General features: G+C 43.3%; 19 protein-coding genes. 8 read left to right on the top strand and 11 right to left on the bottom strand.

Features of this window, described 5'->3' with window-relative positions:
- The first annotated feature begins 160 nt into the window (after positions 1-160).
- Complete coding sequence (locus GZN30_RS19475; RefSeq protein ID WP_075649727.1) at positions 161-742, top strand: alpha-ketoglutarate-dependent dioxygenase AlkB family protein; 582 nt, start codon at positions 161-163, stop codon at positions 740-742.
- 140 nt (positions 743-882) lie between these two features.
- On the top strand, positions 883-1,950 hold the full coding sequence (locus tag GZN30_RS19480) for a DUF3541 domain-containing protein (RefSeq protein WP_075649728.1): 1,068 nt from the start codon (positions 883-885) through the stop codon (positions 1,948-1,950).
- Positions 1,951-2,004: 54 nt separating this feature from the next.
- On the opposite strand, the gene GZN30_RS19485 is transcribed toward GZN30_RS19480, so the two are convergent.
- Positions 2,005-2,916 carry a DMT family transporter gene (locus tag GZN30_RS19485; RefSeq protein WP_075649729.1) on the bottom strand — a complete coding sequence of 304 codons (912 nt, stop codon included), beginning with the start codon at positions 2,914-2,916 and terminating at the stop codon, positions 2,005-2,007.
- Positions 2,917-3,008: 92 nt separating this feature from the next.
- Between GZN30_RS19485 and GZN30_RS19490 the strand changes: the two genes are divergently transcribed.
- Positions 3,009-3,902: a LysR substrate-binding domain-containing protein gene (locus GZN30_RS19490; protein ID WP_075649730.1), complete on the top strand. Its 894-nt coding sequence runs from the start codon at positions 3,009-3,011 to the stop codon at positions 3,900-3,902.
- Positions 3,903-4,063: 161 nt separating this feature from the next.
- Positions 4,064-5,272: a GGDEF domain-containing protein gene (locus tag GZN30_RS19495; protein ID WP_083627176.1), complete on the top strand. Its 1,209-nt coding sequence runs from the start codon at positions 4,064-4,066 to the stop codon at positions 5,270-5,272.
- On the opposite strand, the gene GZN30_RS19500 is transcribed toward GZN30_RS19495, so the two are convergent.
- Together GZN30_RS19500 and ppnP are read right to left on the bottom strand one after the other, a co-directional pair.
- A complete protein-coding gene (locus tag GZN30_RS19500) occupies positions 5,204-5,488 on the bottom strand; it encodes a hypothetical protein (RefSeq protein WP_075649732.1) in 285 nt (94 codons plus the stop codon). The two genes, GZN30_RS19495 and GZN30_RS19500, sit on opposite strands and share 69 nt — an antisense overlap.
- A gap of 290 nt (positions 5,489-5,778) precedes the next feature.
- Positions 5,779-6,057 carry a pyrimidine/purine nucleoside phosphorylase gene (ppnP, locus tag GZN30_RS19505; protein ID WP_075649733.1) on the bottom strand — a complete coding sequence of 93 codons (279 nt, stop codon included), beginning with the start codon at positions 6,055-6,057 and terminating at the stop codon, positions 5,779-5,781.
- A 221-nt stretch (positions 6,058-6,278) separates the two neighbouring features.
- Between ppnP and GZN30_RS19510 the strand changes: the two genes are divergently transcribed.
- The 3 genes from GZN30_RS19510 to GZN30_RS19520 all read left to right on the top strand — a co-directional run bounded on the left by GZN30_RS19510 (position 6,279) and on the right by GZN30_RS19520 (position 9,359).
- Positions 6,279-7,592: an ABC1 kinase family protein gene (locus GZN30_RS19510; protein WP_075649734.1), complete on the top strand. Its 1,314-nt coding sequence runs from the start codon at positions 6,279-6,281 to the stop codon at positions 7,590-7,592.
- A 101-nt stretch (positions 7,593-7,693) separates the two neighbouring features.
- Positions 7,694-8,176 carry a DUF2850 domain-containing protein gene (locus tag GZN30_RS19515; RefSeq protein WP_083627177.1) on the top strand — a complete coding sequence of 161 codons (483 nt, stop codon included), beginning with the start codon at positions 7,694-7,696 and terminating at the stop codon, positions 8,174-8,176.
- An 88-nt stretch (positions 8,177-8,264) separates the two neighbouring features.
- The gene (locus GZN30_RS19520) at positions 8,265-9,359 is read left to right on the top strand and encodes a mechanosensitive ion channel family protein (RefSeq protein WP_075649735.1); all 1,095 of its coding nucleotides are present in this window, start codon (positions 8,265-8,267) and stop codon (positions 9,357-9,359) included.
- Between the two features lie 61 nt (positions 9,360-9,420).
- Here the strand turns inward: GZN30_RS19520 and GZN30_RS19525 are convergent, their stop codons facing one another.
- Positions 9,421-10,521 (bottom strand): MBL fold metallo-hydrolase, encoded by a 1,101-nt coding sequence (locus GZN30_RS19525; RefSeq protein ID WP_075649749.1) that lies wholly within the window; start codon positions 10,519-10,521, stop codon positions 9,421-9,423.
- A 155-nt stretch (positions 10,522-10,676) separates the two neighbouring features.
- On the opposite strand from GZN30_RS19525, the gene GZN30_RS19530 reads away from it, so the two are divergent.
- Positions 10,677-11,288 carry a TetR/AcrR family transcriptional regulator gene (locus GZN30_RS19530; protein ID WP_075649736.1) on the top strand — a complete coding sequence of 204 codons (612 nt, stop codon included), beginning with the start codon at positions 10,677-10,679 and terminating at the stop codon, positions 11,286-11,288.
- A 78-nt stretch (positions 11,289-11,366) separates the two neighbouring features.
- Here the strand turns inward: GZN30_RS19530 and GZN30_RS19535 are convergent, their stop codons facing one another.
- From GZN30_RS19535 to GZN30_RS19565, 7 genes are all read right to left on the bottom strand, one after another.
- Positions 11,367-11,741 (bottom strand): VOC family protein, encoded by a 375-nt coding sequence (locus GZN30_RS19535; protein ID WP_075649737.1) that lies wholly within the window; start codon positions 11,739-11,741, stop codon positions 11,367-11,369.
- A 56-nt stretch (positions 11,742-11,797) separates the two neighbouring features.
- The gene (locus GZN30_RS19540; protein WP_075649738.1) at positions 11,798-12,223 is read right to left on the bottom strand and encodes a VOC family protein; all 426 of its coding nucleotides are present in this window, start codon (positions 12,221-12,223) and stop codon (positions 11,798-11,800) included.
- A 42-nt stretch (positions 12,224-12,265) separates the two neighbouring features.
- Entirely contained in the window at positions 12,266-12,481 is a 216-nt protein-coding gene (locus GZN30_RS19545; RefSeq protein WP_075649739.1) for a VF530 family protein, read from the bottom strand.
- Between the two features lie 144 nt (positions 12,482-12,625).
- The gene (locus tag GZN30_RS19550; protein WP_075649740.1) at positions 12,626-14,530 is read right to left on the bottom strand and encodes a bifunctional metallophosphatase/5'-nucleotidase; all 1,905 of its coding nucleotides are present in this window, start codon (positions 14,528-14,530) and stop codon (positions 12,626-12,628) included.
- Positions 14,531-14,818: 288 nt separating this feature from the next.
- Positions 14,819-15,364, bottom strand: a complete 546-nt coding sequence (locus GZN30_RS19555; protein WP_075649741.1) for an AAA family ATPase — start codon at positions 15,362-15,364, stop codon at positions 14,819-14,821.
- Positions 15,361-15,798: a PTS sugar transporter subunit IIA gene (locus tag GZN30_RS19560; protein ID WP_075649742.1), complete on the bottom strand. Its 438-nt coding sequence runs from the start codon at positions 15,796-15,798 to the stop codon at positions 15,361-15,363. Before GZN30_RS19560 ends, GZN30_RS19555 begins: the two co-directional genes overlap by 4 nt.
- A gap of 20 nt (positions 15,799-15,818) precedes the next feature.
- A complete protein-coding gene (locus GZN30_RS19565) occupies positions 15,819-16,082 on the bottom strand; it encodes a hypothetical protein (RefSeq protein ID WP_075649743.1) in 264 nt (87 codons plus the stop codon).
- Positions 16,083-16,114 lie beyond the last annotated feature (32 nt).

The following is a 16,114-nucleotide window of genomic DNA, read 5'->3' on the forward strand; positions in this document are numbered from 1 at the left end:
ATGATCTTGCGCCATCGTTGTTCAAACTACGTACAAGCGATAAGTCACTAAAATTTGGTGATATCTTTATCAATTATTACAAAATATAGTAAACGTGACGAAAAAACATCGAAAATCTTGCTTTTAATAACAAAAATGACAACAAAGGAGTGCGAAAAGTATGTCTAACTCACCAAATTGGCTGCAGGTCGACAAAGGAAATCTGTTACACGTTGAACAGTTTTTGACGCAAAACCAAGCGGATCAGCTTTTCCAGAACTTAATGAAAGAGATCACATGGAAACAAGAATCCACATCCATGTTTGGTCGTTCAGTATTGCAGCCTCGACTTCAAGCATGGTTTGGTGACAGAGCTTATCAGTATTCAGGACTCAGGCTTGAACCAAATCCAATGCCACCAGCCATCGCGCAGTTAAAACATCAATGTGAACAGATTTGCCAGCAACCATTCAATACCGTCTTGCTCAATCTTTACCGCGATGGACAAGACTACATGGGCTGGCATCAAGATAATGAAAAAGAGCTTGGACTCAACCCCACCATCGCATCAGTTAGCCTTGGTGCCGAGCGCAAATTTTCACTCAAACAAAAGCGTGGTGACGAAAAGATTGATTTTCAACTGAGCCATGGCAGCCTATTAGTCATGGCAGGAGAGACACAAAATCATTGGCGACACGCTCTCCCAAAAAGCCGTAAAGTGTCACAACCTCGTATCAATCTGACCTTTCGCAATATCCTTTAAGTTGTCAGATTGCAGCTAAACTTAACGCTAAGATTGAATTTATTGCACCTACCGGGTATCAATCTGACATGCGGCTCACATTGATATGTGTGATGTTTGCTACTCTGCGCACTTCATAACTCATCAGCTAGGATATGCTAATGCGTCACACCTTACTCTCTCTGCTACTTGGCTTTGCTCTATCGCACAACGCGTTTGCCGATACGTCTTCTGCATACCAAGAATCAGCCAATCTGATCAAGCAAACCTATGAGCAACAGCTTTACACTTTGCCCGCTTTCAAGGAAGGTCACTATGCTCTCAGAATGTATCGCCAAACTCTCGACCCAAAGTACGCTGCAGCAATTTGGAGCGATTTAGCTCGTGTTGCTAGTCGCTTGAATTACTTCGCCGCCGAAGTGAATACACCAGAGAGTATCTATATCTACTCCGAAGGGCGTCTATCTGGCTATATCGGTGATGATGACGAACGCAGCATCCGCCGTTTTAAAGCAACCAAACATATGCCTGAGTATCTCTATCTGGGCGTCGACCTGCTAGGTTCAATGGCGAGAGCGAATGAATACGGTTTAAAACACCAGCAAGATGAAAAACTGCGTCAAGTCATCCGCCGTTATGATTTTTCTCGCTACGCCACCGAACCAGATATGATCCGCGCATGGGCAGCACAATTAGCCAATCAAGTCTATTGGCTACGTCAACTTGGCGAACAGGATGTCGTGGATGAGTTCGTCAGCAGTTTCCGCCAAACCTACCCGGACAGCAGTGATAAAAAACTCTCACCACAACAGTATGGTAATAAGCTTTACGGTATGACCCACATCATCTTTGCCGACTCTCAATATTACCAAAAGCAAGTGGATGAAAAACAACACCAATGGATTTACGACTACTTCCGTAAGAACATTGACCAAATCATACTTCGAGCAAAAGAAGATGTGATTGCGGAGGTCGGCATTTCGTTCTTGCTCGCGGGTCTAGAGGACGACCCTGTGGTAGAAAAAACCCGTAAAGCGATCAATAAAGCGATCGATAGACAAAAAGGTATGGTGCCATCTGTCACTGGGGATTTCGATTTCTCTCATGGTGAGCACCGTAATGTTTTAGCGATTATGTTATTAGATTGGCAGCAAGTGAATAAAGCACCGACCTTCTTGAACCAGCCAGAAATATTTTCTCGTATGCCTTATGGTTTAGAAGCAAAATAGAGTAAGCAAAATCGGATAGAGCCCTAAACCAATAGGGCTCTAGTTACCCCTCAATCACACCAACTTGGATTGCCGATATGCTAACCACCGAGGTAGCAATACATTGGCGATTGTCGAGACAATGATCAGACTCAAGCCCATCAACTGATAATAATTAAACGACACATCGAAAAACATCAGTTGCCAGAGTGCAGTAAAAAGTAAGTTAGTAAAGATTAACGGTGCGAGTTGAGAACCGGAATCTGCCAGTTTGTATGCTTTGGCACGGAATACTTGGGTATTAATGATCAATACAGCAAGGACCAGCAGTATCACCATGACCAACAGCGAACTCATCTCTTGAGGATGCCAAAGTGTCGCATCAACACTAGCGCTCACGAGCAATATTGGCGCGATAAACAGTGCGGCAAAAATGAATGTCCAAAAGTTTATCTCATAAGGATTGAGTTCACTTTTACTCGCGCGATACAAGCTCAATTGAGAGCCCGCATTAAACACGCCTGCAGCCAAGCCAACCAATAGTTCAACCCGAAACTCGATCCCACTGACGTCACCTGCCAGTAAAACAACACCCGCGAATGTTCCAATGAGTGCCCCTATGGTAAGCCCTGAAATCGACACCCCATAGATTAATTTTTCTAACAAAGGTAAGAAGAGTGGTCCGGTTCCAAACAACACCACACTTTCCACCAAAGTTAAGTGAGAAAGAGAATAGATAAAACAGACTTGGCAAGCGCCGATACAAAAAGCCCTAACCCAAATTGGCTTGAGTAATTGATGGGGAGGCACGCGTAACTTACGACCAATAAAAAACACCATCAAAATAATGCTTGGAAGCAAGAAGCGTAGAAAACTAAGTAAGTTAGAGTCTAACTGAGTAGTCAGATATTTCGTCAGCAAGCCGGTTAATGACAAACTGAACGTTGAAGACAACATAAATAGTACTGGGTACCACTGGCGCAACATAATCACCTCCCGATAGTTGCACACATTGTAGCCTGCCTATACCCTATTGAATAACGAATAAAATTAACGCAACTTGTAAGGAATACTTACAGATGAAGACTCTTCCACCTTTAAAGTCGCTTTACTCATTTGTCGCCGTAGCACAAACGGGCAGCATGACCGAAGCAGCGAATCAATTGCACGTCAGCCACTCTGCAATCAGCCAAGCCATCAAGAGTCTTGAAACTCAATTGGGACGTCCGCTATTTAAACGTAAGGGAAGACAAGTCATCCTTAATGCAACTGGTCAAAAATATTATTATCAAATCGCTCCCGCATTGGAGACCATTGTTACGGCAACCAACGCTCTGCGCGCTGTGGCTCATTCACCCCGAATCACGCTTAATATGGTTAACTCGCTGGCAATGCATTGGTGGATCCCCAATATGCCCAGCTTTAGTCGTTACGCACCACAGATTGATGTGCGTATCTCGACGTTAATTGGCAGCTTCCCCCTAGAAGAAGAGGGCGTCGATATTGCTATTATTCATGGAAAAACCGATGAGTGGCTTGACTACTATTGTGAAAAGCTTGCCGATGATGAACTTGTAATGGTCTGCCACCCTGATCTACTTAACTACGCTACGACGCCCGAAGCATTGCTAGAAAAATTCCCTGCAATTCTCGCCGCTAACGATAGACGTAAGTATGACTGGCAAGTTTGGTGTAGTGACAATCAAATTCCAATGCCAGAAATTAGTCAAAACCTGAGCTTCGCTGCGTCTGTGCAAGCCGTACAAGCGTGTGTTCGTAAACTAGGTGTGTTTGTCACCCATCGACTATTTATCAAAGATGATGTGGAACAAGGGTTACTGGTAGAGGTAGGAGGAACCACATTAAATCCCTATCAAGAGTTTTATTTTGCCTGCCAAAGAGAAAGTCTGAGAAATGAAAATGTCCTGATGATCAGAAGCTGGCTCCGAGAACAATTTGCATCGCTAAACTAGAGCGCTATTCCGAGCAATCCGGTGTTTTTGTTGAGTTCGGTATTTATAATTCATAAATATAATTGATGCTCATCACATAATTTAAGCTTCTAGCAACTTCATAGACCAAATTCTTCTCCTAGACTTAGTTCTGCAATATGAACATAGGGACACATCAAGAAATGAGTAATTTCGTTGGCAGTCATCTAGAGGAAATGGCAGATATTCGTGCAACACGAAAGTGTAAGCTCGTGCGCTTGTGTTCTATTGTCGCTCTCATTGTAATGCTCGGCTACGCTGCTGATCACTTCTACCATCAAGAATATACCTTTACTACGATTAATCTTGTCTGCAGTTTAATCATCAGCTTCAACCTATGGCAGCTGAAACGCAAAGATGGGCTTTACTATACCGATGTGACCCTAACCGGGGTTTTAATGTTTCAAGGCTTAACGCTGTTATTGTATGGAGCACAATTTCCAGACCGTTTGATTTGGTTATTCCCTTTAATGGTTGCGGTGATCATTATTAATGAGTTCAAAATCGGTTTAATATGCAGCTCTATTTTTTGCCTTCTCGCCATCGCCACTAATGTTTTCAATCAAGGAACTGAGACAAGCTACGGCTTACAACATAGTTTCCTGCTTGGGTTAATTGTTAGCTGTATCATTTGTAATACCGCCTCTTTCTACTACTCCAAACTCCTCAACTACATCCAGTCCCTTTATCGCGAGGGCATTGAAGACCTCGCCTACTTAGATCAATTAACCGGGCTAGCAAATCGCTGGAGTTTTGAAAATTGGGCTCGAACCAAACTCACTGAAGTGCGTAATTTATCAACCACGACCGCACTCGTATTTCTTGATATTGATGACTTCAAAGAGATCAATGATACCTACGGTCATGAAGTGGGAGACCGTGTTTTACAAAATTTTTCTCGACGGTTAAAAAACAACATTCGCACTCGAGATCGTAAAAACAACCATCACGATTACTCGATCGCCCGTTTTGCTGGAGATGAATTTGTTATCTTGCTTTATGACGTGAGAAGCAAAAAAGATCTCGATGGTATTCTGGAGCGCATCAGTAACCTATTTCACGACAGTTACGCCGGCAATAATAAAGTAAGCAGTTTGACAGTCAGTGTTGGCGTGGCTTTGTATCCACAAGATGCAGATAACTTACATGAACTCACTCGATGTGCAGACAAAGCGATGTATGCCGCCAAACACTCGGGGAAGAATCAATACAGATACTACAGCGGGGCGATTCTAAATTCACTTGAAGAGATGCCTCAAGAGCACAATGTGCATGATATTAGCTCAGCCGGTCACGTACATAAAACTAAGCAAGGCAATCAGCGCGATAGACAGCCAAACAGCGTAACGTAAAGCCTGAGTTTGCTCACGGTTATTGGTGGGTTTATTTGGTTTAGGATCTTGATCCTCTGCTCTCGTGGGTTTTGTTGGCGTCAGTTTTTTCTCCAGATCGCGATTACTTTGCGCTTGGTTGGCAACGTAACCAAAACGACGCAACTGATCTTGAGTAAAATCTTTGTTCGCATCATAACGACTATTGGAGTTAGTTTGTCGTGGACCGACTGCCATATCAACCTCCTCTTCTATACCGACAATGTTAGTATAGTCAAAAGGTTGATATTTTACCGAATGCATAGCTCTAAAGAAGATTGATTAAAAGTAGCGAAACCTAAGCTCTGTTTCTGTCGCTCGCTGGTCTGCCGTCGATTCGGAGCTAAACGATTTTGTAGGGAATACCACTTTATAACCACAAAAGGACTCAATCCACTGCCGTCCTATATTGTAATAAAAGCAATATACTTGGTTATCGCCGCGCTTTAAGCGCGGCTTTTGTTTGGGGTTAACCGAACGTGTTAAGACTATAGATATTCACAAAGATAAGCAGTAGCAAGCTCAACTTTGATGTCGAATGACGAATCTCCCGCGACATTGAAAGCTTCACCATCACGATATGTAATCCACTCTTCTTCGCCATCACGTTTAATGGTCAAAGCCCCTTTAATTACGGTCATTTTCTCAGGTGCTGCGGTACCGAAAGTGTATTCACCTGGTGACATCACGCCAACACTTGATTCATCGCTTTGTTGAGTAAAAGCTAGCGACTGGACACTTCCTTCAAAATATACATTGTGTTTCATTTTTATTCCTTATTGACTTGAACGACTACCGCAGCTCCCACGTATAGAAAACCAGGTCGATAAAACCGTTGCTCGAATAACACAACAATTCACGGCAGCTTGTCTCTATTGCAAAAATTGCAGTGTCTGTTTTGTATACCAAAACTTGCACAACAACAAGCAATAACTTACGGTTTAGGCTTATGTTTTCCCACTCAATACAAGGTTAATTAGCGAATAATATGGCAGACCAAGAATCAAAGATCCCAACTCATCGACTCGCCAGGATAGGACAATTTGCTTCTCTTGCCACTCGAATTGGCGGCAATGTTGTTGCCCAAGGCACCAAACAACTGCTTAAAGGTGAGAAACCGCAGGCAAAAGACTTGGTCTTAACGCCAGCCAATATTAAACGCGTAGCTGACCAACTTGCTCATTTGAGAGGGGCGGCGATGAAAGTGGGACAAATGCTATCGATGGACAGTGGGGACATGCTCACGCCTGAACTGGCTGATATTCTGGCGCGTTTGCGCTCTGATGCAAACCCAATGTTGTCAAAACAGCTAAACCAAGTTTTAGAGAGTGGTTTAGGTACACAATGGAAACAACACTTTTTATCGTTCAATTTTAAGCCCGTCGCAAGCGCCTCTATTGGTCAAGTACATCAAGCCTACACCGACGATGGTGAAAACGTTGCAGTCAAAGTTCAGTACCCAGGCATTCGCAATAGCATCGACAGTGATGTCGATAACGTGGCGACACTACTTAACGTCGTCGGTATCATTCCTAAAGACATTGACTTCAAAAGCTTATTAGAGGAAGCAAAAAAGCAGTTGCATGCTGAAGCCAACTACCAATTGGAATGTGAATACTTACAACGCTATAAGCACAACCTCAGCCAACATGACAACTTCATTGTGCCCCGTGCTTATCCGCAATTAAGTAGTGAAACCGTGTTAACCATGGAGTATGTGGATGGTGTCGAGATAGAGAGTTTAATCGATGCCCCTCAAGAATTGCGTGATAAAGTCATGCACGCTTTGCTTGAGTTGTTTTTTGCAGAGCTATTTGAATTCCAATTAGTGCAAACTGACCCAAATTTTGCCAACTATCGCTACAATCAACAGCAAGACAAGGTTGTACTACTCGATTTTGGCGCAACGCGAGAGTACAGCGATAATATTAGCCAAGGGTATCGCAAAGCATTCCGCGCGGTGATGCAAGATGACAGCAATGCGCTTGAGTCTGCCCTGCGACAAATCGGATTTTTCAGCCAAACGATTGTCGAAAGCCAAAAGCAAGCAATCATTGGTCTAGTTCAACTTGCTTGCGAACCGATGAAACTCGATGGTGAGTACGATTTCGGGCAATCCGATTTAGCCAACAAAATTCGCCAACAAGGCACAGCCCTTAGCATGCAAGAAAACTACTGGCACACGCCTCCGATTGATGCAATCTTCTTACATCGGAAAATTGGCGGTTTATATCTGCTGGCTGCCCGTCTAAAAGCGAGGATTAACATTCAAGCACTTGTCACTCCCTATTTAGATAATTAATCATTGTTTGCGCAGAAGATCAAAGATCGCCACATTTAAATTGCCTTCAAGTCACTATTTTAACAAGCTGTTCACCATGGTACTCAACTTGAAGACTAGAAATGGCAAAGGAACGGAAACGATCAAGTGCCGCAGATTATAGCGACAAGTTTGCTGTCGTCGCCAAGTGCCTATTTTTATTGCTTGGTAGTGCTGGGATCGGCGCTGCAGTTGTGTACTCCTATCATGCCTATCAAGACTCCATTGACCCAAAACATATCTACGGTCGTTGGATTGAAGTGGGTACGTCGAGCCAAAGCCGCAACTCCATCGAATTCAATCAAACCGGTTTTTTACGCAACCATAGACTCACTTCGACTCAATTTGAGTTTAACGGCAGTGAAGTTCAAGTCACCACGGGCTCCGGCAATTACGTTTATCAACTTGCCTACATCAATGAGATTCCTCGTCTCAGAAGGATCAAGCCAAGCAGTCCTGCTCTTCACTTCGTTAAGCAGGGTTATGAAGATCAAATTGACATGGAAGGCGGTGGTATCGCTAATAAAAGACGCAGTGCCATATCAAATCACTTTAGTGAAAAGTAACCAAGTCCTCTCCTGGCTAAGCAAAGTCGATTTGAGTCTGCCTGACAAATCGTTATACTCGCCCTGACACAATAGTTAGACGAAAAATATGAACCAAATCAAATCACTAATTCCTACTAGCTGGGAGTCTTTGTATCAGCAACTCGATACCAATGTCGTGCTACTGACAGCCGCCAGTTTAATTATCTGGCTTATATGGCGTGTCATCTACGGGCGCTTAGAAGCTCTCGTCGAACGTACCACTATTCATTGGGACAATCTGACACTACAGGCATTAAAAACACCTGTCAGCGCTTTAATTTGGAGTTGGCCGGCGACTATCTCTATTGGTTTTTTACTCCAACAACAGATGGGAAGCAGCCTAGATTGGTTGAGTACAGTAAAACTGATCTTAGTTATTGCTATCTTTGTTTGGTTTATCATGCGCCTGATCAATAACGCTGAAGAGTACGTTTTAGCACAGAAAAAGCGCGATGAAACCACAGTGCAAGCCGTAGCAAAAGTTGCCCGTCTGTTCTTTTTGACCATCGGTGCACTGACCATAATGCAAGCGTTTGGACTCAGCCTATCAGGGTTACTCACCTTTGGTGGTGTAGGTGGTCTAATTGTCGGTTTAGCCGCAAAAGATCTACTCTCCAACTTCTTTGGCGGCATGATGATCTATTTCGATCGCCCATTTAAAGTCGGAGACTGGGTTCGTTCGCCCGATCGTCAAATTGAAGGGACCGTCGAACGTATTGGCTGGCGAATGACCATCATTCGTACTTTTGATAAACGCCCACTCTACGTACCTAACTCTGTTTTCAGTAATATCGTGGTAGAAAACCCATCTCGCATGCTCAATCGAAGAATCTATGAAACCGTAGGATTGCGTTACGATGATGGCAGCAAGGTAGAAAAGATCACCCAAGATATCAAAGCGATGCTGGAGAACCACCCAGATATCGACGCCAATCAAACGCTTATCGTCAATCTAAACGGATTTGGTGCATCTTCGTTAAACGTGATGGTTTACACCTTTACCAAAACTATTAACTGGATTCGCTATCAAGAAGTAAAGCAAGATGTACTGCTAAAGATCATGGCGATCGTGGCGGATAACGGCGCGGATATCGCGTTTCCAACCCAGACCCTCAAAATCGATCCTATCTCAGCTGGTGAAGTGTATTCACCAAACCAGTAAGATCATGAAAGCCTTCCGAAAGGAAGGCTTTCATTCGTTTCTTAGCACTCAGCTACTGCACTTATCCTTGGTAACTCAAGTTCGTTTTCTCTAGACTAACGTCAGAATTAAGCCACCAATGCTTAGTATTTAGCTCTGAATTAAGTTCAAAACTCTCCCCGACCATTGGAGTCACAAGTTTTGCGTCGATTATTTTAGCCTCTTCCAGCAAATCATAAATCGGCTCATCCCAATAATGAGCAAACAATTCATAAGTTGACCAGTGAACGGGCATTAATACCTTGGCTTGCAAGTCTTGATAGGCACGTGCGGTGTGTCTGGCTTGCATATGCCCCCAATTTTCCACCGGAAAACCTTTGCCTTGCTTAACGTTAGCCGCAACTTCAATAAAAGCGATATCAAAAGGTCCAAAACGATCTCCAATTTGCTTAAAGTGGTTATCATAAGCAGTATCACCACTGTAGAACAGCGAGCCACTTATTCCTTTAATTACCCATGATGCCCAGAGCGTTGCATTGGAGTCGAATCCTGTACGACCTGAGTTATGATTAGCTGGTGTTGCGGTTAACTCGACACTATCAATCACCACGGATTGCCACCAATCTAACTCTTCAATTTTCTCCGGCGCGACACCCCACTTTTCAAGATGACGTCCCACCGATAATGGCACAATAAATGTCACCGCTTTATCCGCATAATAACGAATCGTAGCTTCTTCCAAGTGATCGTAGTGATCATGTGAAATGACAATCGCATCGGGTGTCGGTAATGATTCACGCTCAATTGGTGCGCTCACATTACGAGAGAACAAGCGTTTAGCGAACCACGGAGAGGCATAGTCAAAGACCGGATCAAGCAACAACTTTTTGCCATCAATTTCGATAAACAAGCTCGAATGCCCCAACCAAGTTACTCGCGGTGACGTCGGTATCGTATCAAACAAATCCGGGTCAATCGGCTGGTATGGTAGTGGTGCATTCGGCTTTAGTAATGAACGTTCAAAGAAGAACTTCTTCATAACACTCGACATACTTTCATTGCTCGCGACCTTAGGTAAATGGCTTACAACTTTGCCGTTTTGAAATTGAGGAGATTGTGCAATACGCTGCTGGCGTACCCTTTCACTGTTCAACACCGCTGTCGAATGACGAAACGGATTCATTTTCTCAACCAAATTAAAAACTACCGAGTTAGTAAGCTTGCCCATTTTTATGACCTATTCACTATCTTAAAAAGTAAACGATGGTGTATACTTTAGAAACTAATTAATTAAAAGTAAACACCATCGTTTACTTTTATTCATAGTGAAGCTGAGTCATGGTTAAAATTAGCGATTTAAAACAAGAAGATATCATCAATTCTGCCATTCAGGTTTTTTCTCAAAAAGGCTTTGAGCAAGCAAGTATGGAAGGTATCTCAAAGCAAGCTGGTGTATCTAAACGCACGCTTTACAAGTACTACCCAAACAAAGATGCCCTGTTTGAAGTCATTGTAGATAAGATGATATGTCGATTTGATGACCAAACGACGGCAAAATTTGAACCTTCAGTGTCAATTGAGCAGCAGCTAACAGAATTAACCCTAAAACAGCTGTGCTATATCAATACTGAAGATTTTCAGATGACCGCGCGCATGGTGATGGCTGAGTGCATCCGCTGTCCAAAAGCATCGAGTATGCTTATGAGCAAATTTGAGACCATTGAAGATTGTTACGGTCTACACGAATGGGTTCGTCAAGGTATTGAGGCAAACTACCTAGAGGTGAGTAACATTCCATTAGCCGTAGAACAGTATATTGGCAGCATTAAAGCCGTCGTGTTTTGGCCACAATTACTAGCGCACCAAACACCACCAAGTTGTGATCAGCTAAAGCTTACTGTTGAATCTGCTGTGAAGGGTTTTGTCGCGACTTACAAAGTCGCTAAATAGCTCAGTATCTCAGTTAAATAGATGGGTATTAGTTCAGCGCATTGAAACGCGCTGAACTCTCTAGCGCTAAGCTCAACCTTAACACTCAGGATACACACTGACCTCCACTAAATTTTGGTCAGGGTCTAAAAAATAGACGGACGTTATCGCGCCTAATGCTCCCGATTTCGTCACCGGCCCTTCGATGATTTCAACATTTTGAGCGGTTAAATGTTCAGTGACCTGCTCTAGCGACCAATTAGTAATCAAACACAAATCACCCGAGCCAACCTTAGCTTGATTCCTTGGTTCTTGACCTAACAATTGAAAATTAATCTTCTGCTGACCAAACCTGACCGCTCTGCGACCATTAGCAAAAGTGACAGGCTCCATCTGTAGCACTCTATGATAAAAATCCACTGCGCGTTCAATATCCGCAACCGTCAATACGATATGATCGAAACGATTAATCATAACTCTCTCCTTGTTTTACTATTCGGATATGTTCTTCGCCAATATCCCGACTAAAACTAACTGCCGTGTCGTTTAGCAATCGGATGATCCGGATTTAATTGTAATAAATCCCACAAGTTACCGTAGAGATCTTTAAATACCGCGACAGTACCGTACTCTGCTTCTTTCGGTTCCCTAACAAACTGAATTCCAAGCGACTGCATCCGATGGTAGTCTCGCCAAAAATCATCAGTATTAAGGAACAGAAATACCCGCCCACCCGCTTGGTTGCCTATATAGTCCAACTGCTCAGGCTTTGAAGCTCTAGCGAGCAGTAAAGTCACTCCATTCGATCCCGGCGGCGACACCACAACCCAACGCTTATCTTGTTCAGGCTGATAAGTGTCCTCAACCAATTCAAAATTGAGCTTACTAACATAAAAATCGATGGCTTCGTCGTAATCTTTCACAACCAGCGCAATGTGTACTATGGATTGTTGCAATGTGTATCCCTATCTTTAAACCTATTGGTTTATAACCTTGAGTTAAGAAAAAGTATTGATATACAGCGCTTCAACTTTATCGCGAGCCCATTGAGTCTTACGCAAGAATTTTAGTGATGACTTAATTGATGGATCTTTACTGAAGCAGTTCACTCGCACCTCATCATAAAGCCCTGCCCAGCCATAATGTTCAACGAGACGAGTTAAGATCTTTTCTAGTGAAAGACCATGCAGGGGGTTGTTTGGTTGGTTATTCATGAAGCTAAGCTTCCTTCGTGATTGATATTTAGATTTCCCGCTATCATACCAAGTGCTACCCCAGTTACCTATTTAAACTCAAGCTAGAACGAAAAAAGCCTAGCGTATTGCTAGGCTTGGTATGGCGAGGATTTCGACTGTTGATTAGTTCAATGCTTCAATCAGCTTAATCTCGCGCTGCAGATTAATTTTGTCTGCGTTTGACGCTTGCTTCAAGTTGGCTTTTCGCTCAGCAATCGCTTGTTGTGCGGCTTGGTCATTGTCAAACATCAATGTTTTAACGTTGATCGAAGCAATATTGGTGTATCGACCATCTTCACTCATTGGAACATCTATTTCACCAGCGTTAATCAATGCTTTCACCACTTCACGTTGCTCAGCATATTGATTATCTAACCCGCTCAGGTGCCAACGCTGCATAGGTTTGCCTTGGTAAACGCCATCTTTCTCTTCGCTAAGGTACTTAATGGTTAGGTTGCGAATCGTACCCGCTTCTTCGCCGTACTCTGCTTCAGTATCGAATAGCACTGGGAATTGACGGTTTTCTAATACACCGCCTTTCTTAGTCAAATGCCCCATACGGTAGCTATTCATACCTAGACGAATTTCTGTATCATTGGTAATCGCTTCACCATCAGCAAACTTTAGTTCAGTAATACGTTGACCTTTAGGTTGAGTCAAATCGATGGTGTAAGTTACACCGGCAAAGAAATCGTTGGTCGAGTACTTAGACGCTCGGCGAATTGGATCGAAACTATAGGTCACATCGCCCGGAACCACCGAGTTAAAGTAGCCTGCTGACCACTCCATATACGTTTTTAGTTCTTTACCTGTCATCTGATAAACGGTGATCTCACCACCCGCATACTGGTAGTTGTAAGCAATATCCTTCGCTTTAATCGGTCCGACATCCAACTCGGCATTATCGTTGTCGATTTGTAGCGCAATCACATTCGCTTTCGGCGCGTAGAAGAAACTTGCTTCTTGGAATAGCGCGCTGATACCCGTATCTTGGATATGAACTTGTGGAATACCGCGAATTTCATTCTCTGGAACTAAATCAACTCCTTTCAGCTCTGCAACGGCGCGGTTAGCCATCTCACGTAAACGCTTGTGATACGGTTGATATAACGCATCCATCTGCTTATCAGAATCGACACCGTTAATTTTATAGGTGTAGCTGTCTTTATTAACTAAATTGAACTTACCATCACGCTCTTCAAATTGCAGATCAATTCGAGAAAGAGCACGACCGTATTTATCAGGCTCAGTGATAATCACACCATTGACGACGGCTTTATCAATGCGAGTATGCATATGACCCGCCACAATTGCATCAAGCTCTGGGTTGGCATTCGCAATATCAGTCACGCCCGTATTGGCGATATCGTTCTCGTTATCCAAGCCCATATGCGCGACCAATACAATCGCATCTACCTTGTCATCAATTTGCTCAATAACCTTCTTAACTTCTAACGTTGGGTTGGTAAATGTCACCCCTTCTAGGCGGTTAGTACCTTCAGCAAACACTTGTGTCATTGGCGTATCCATACCAATCACACCGATTTTGATCCCATCACGCTCAATAATGGTGTAACCCGGCAGGAATGGGTTGCCGTCAGGACGTTTAATGTTGCCGCCCAATGATTGACCTTTGAATTGGCTTAGCGAACGATCTAATACGTTTAGCCCGAAATCAAACTCGTGATTGCCTAATACCCAGACGTCGTAATTCATGTGGTTAAAACCCAACATCATCGGATCGACAGGCTCATCTTTAAAGGTTTCGACAAAGTTACCTTGAATGGTATCACCCGCATCAACAAGGATAGTATTCGACTGTTCTTCGCGGATCTCCGCCACTTTGGTGGCAATCTGGCTCAAACTACCACGCATATTGAGTTTATCTGCCGCGTAATCCCAAGCCATAAAATGACCATGCAGATCAGAAGTGCCTAAAATCGTTACTTGATGGATATCGCCATCAGCGGCCAAGGTAGGAAAGGCAAGAGAGAGCAAAATAGCGTTCGATAAGATGTGTTTTTTCATTATTTGTATTCATCTGGTTGTAAACAAATCATGCGCATACTAGTGAAGACAAACTCGATCTAATGTGATCCATCTCGATGTTATCATAGTGGAACACCTAGTCATTTCATTCTATTGTGATGAACATTTCAAAAAACACAGATAAAGTAACTATGTATTATCAGAAAAATCAGTCATAACAACCAAATAAAGGTTCTTACTAGAAACTTTATCCGAATGACTATAAAAACTCTCTTCCCAACCATAATTGGTTGAAAAGAGAGCATGCAGAATCATAAATACAGTTGATCAAGCGACTTCTCGTCCCCAAAGATGGGTTTTGACTTGCTGTTTTAACACATTTAGGTCGATTGGTTTAGCATGATCCACTGTGATTACTTGGCTAATAGCCATAGCTTGCGCTCGTTCAGCTAGTGCATATAACTCAGGAATATATTCTTCACCAGGATGCCCAGGTTTACGGTCGGGTAGACGCTGTCGGTAACGTTCTACCACCAATTCTGGTGATACTTGATTCCAGATCTCCAGTACTTCAGTCACTCCCGCGGAGGTTAGATAATCCTCAAGTAGTGCCTTAGGTTGAAAACCAAACCAAGCATCAATCACATAAGTGCACTGATGCGGCGCACTGGAGACGGTATCCCAAATCACTTGATAAGCAGCTTTACCCATTTCACGATTGAATGCTCGATCTATATCACCATGAATATCCATAAATGGCTCTTTAATCGTATCGATAGAGAGATAAGGGAAACCAAATTCATTTGCGATCGCTTTTGCTGTGGTACTTTTACCGGAAGCCGGCACGCCGTTAACTATAATGACTCTTTTCATAATACGCTTAACACCTCTTCCCTTGTGGTTGCCATGCGGATCTTACTTCTGGCATCATCATTAGATAGCATTTCGAAAATCGGTCTTAGACCTTGCTCTATGTGACTGCGACTATCGACCGCCGACAACATAATAATCATGTCCACTTCCGGGCTGGAGTTGATTGATATTGGGTGTTTCAACGTCACTAAGCTAAAACCCATTTTATTTACGCCTTGCTCTGGTCTGGCGTGAGGCAAAGCGAACATCTCATCTTCAAATACGTAGTACGGTCCCGACTCTTGGGTGGTATTGGTTATTGCCTCTAAATACTCAGGCTCAATCACTTTATGTTGCAAAAGCGGCTTAGCGGCAATGGCTAACGCTTCTTTCCAATCATTGGTCTCCACCTGCAACTGAATGGCGTCAGTTTCAACGAGCAGTTGTTTTAACATTGGCGGCACTCCTATCGCGGTTAAAAATTGCTACGAGCCATGTTTCTCAGCTCATTTAGACGAGTAAAAACATCATTAACTTGCCCTCGGAATGAAGGCGCTTGCGAATAAACAGAACTGGCTTGGCTATATTTGGCAATTAATGCCTGTTGCACTTCAACATTGGCAGGCTCACTCTCTAAATGACTTTCGAGAACCCGTATCTCTTGTTGCAACGATTGAGCTTGCGACTCATCAATTGGCGCTTTTTCCTGACGACCAAATAAGTTTGAAAACAGTCCCATAGACACCTCAAAATAGCCCCGCCGGAACGGGG

This window comes from Vibrio ponticus, assembly GCF_009938225.1.
Classification (GTDB): domain Bacteria; phylum Pseudomonadota; class Gammaproteobacteria; order Enterobacterales; family Vibrionaceae; genus Vibrio; species Vibrio ponticus.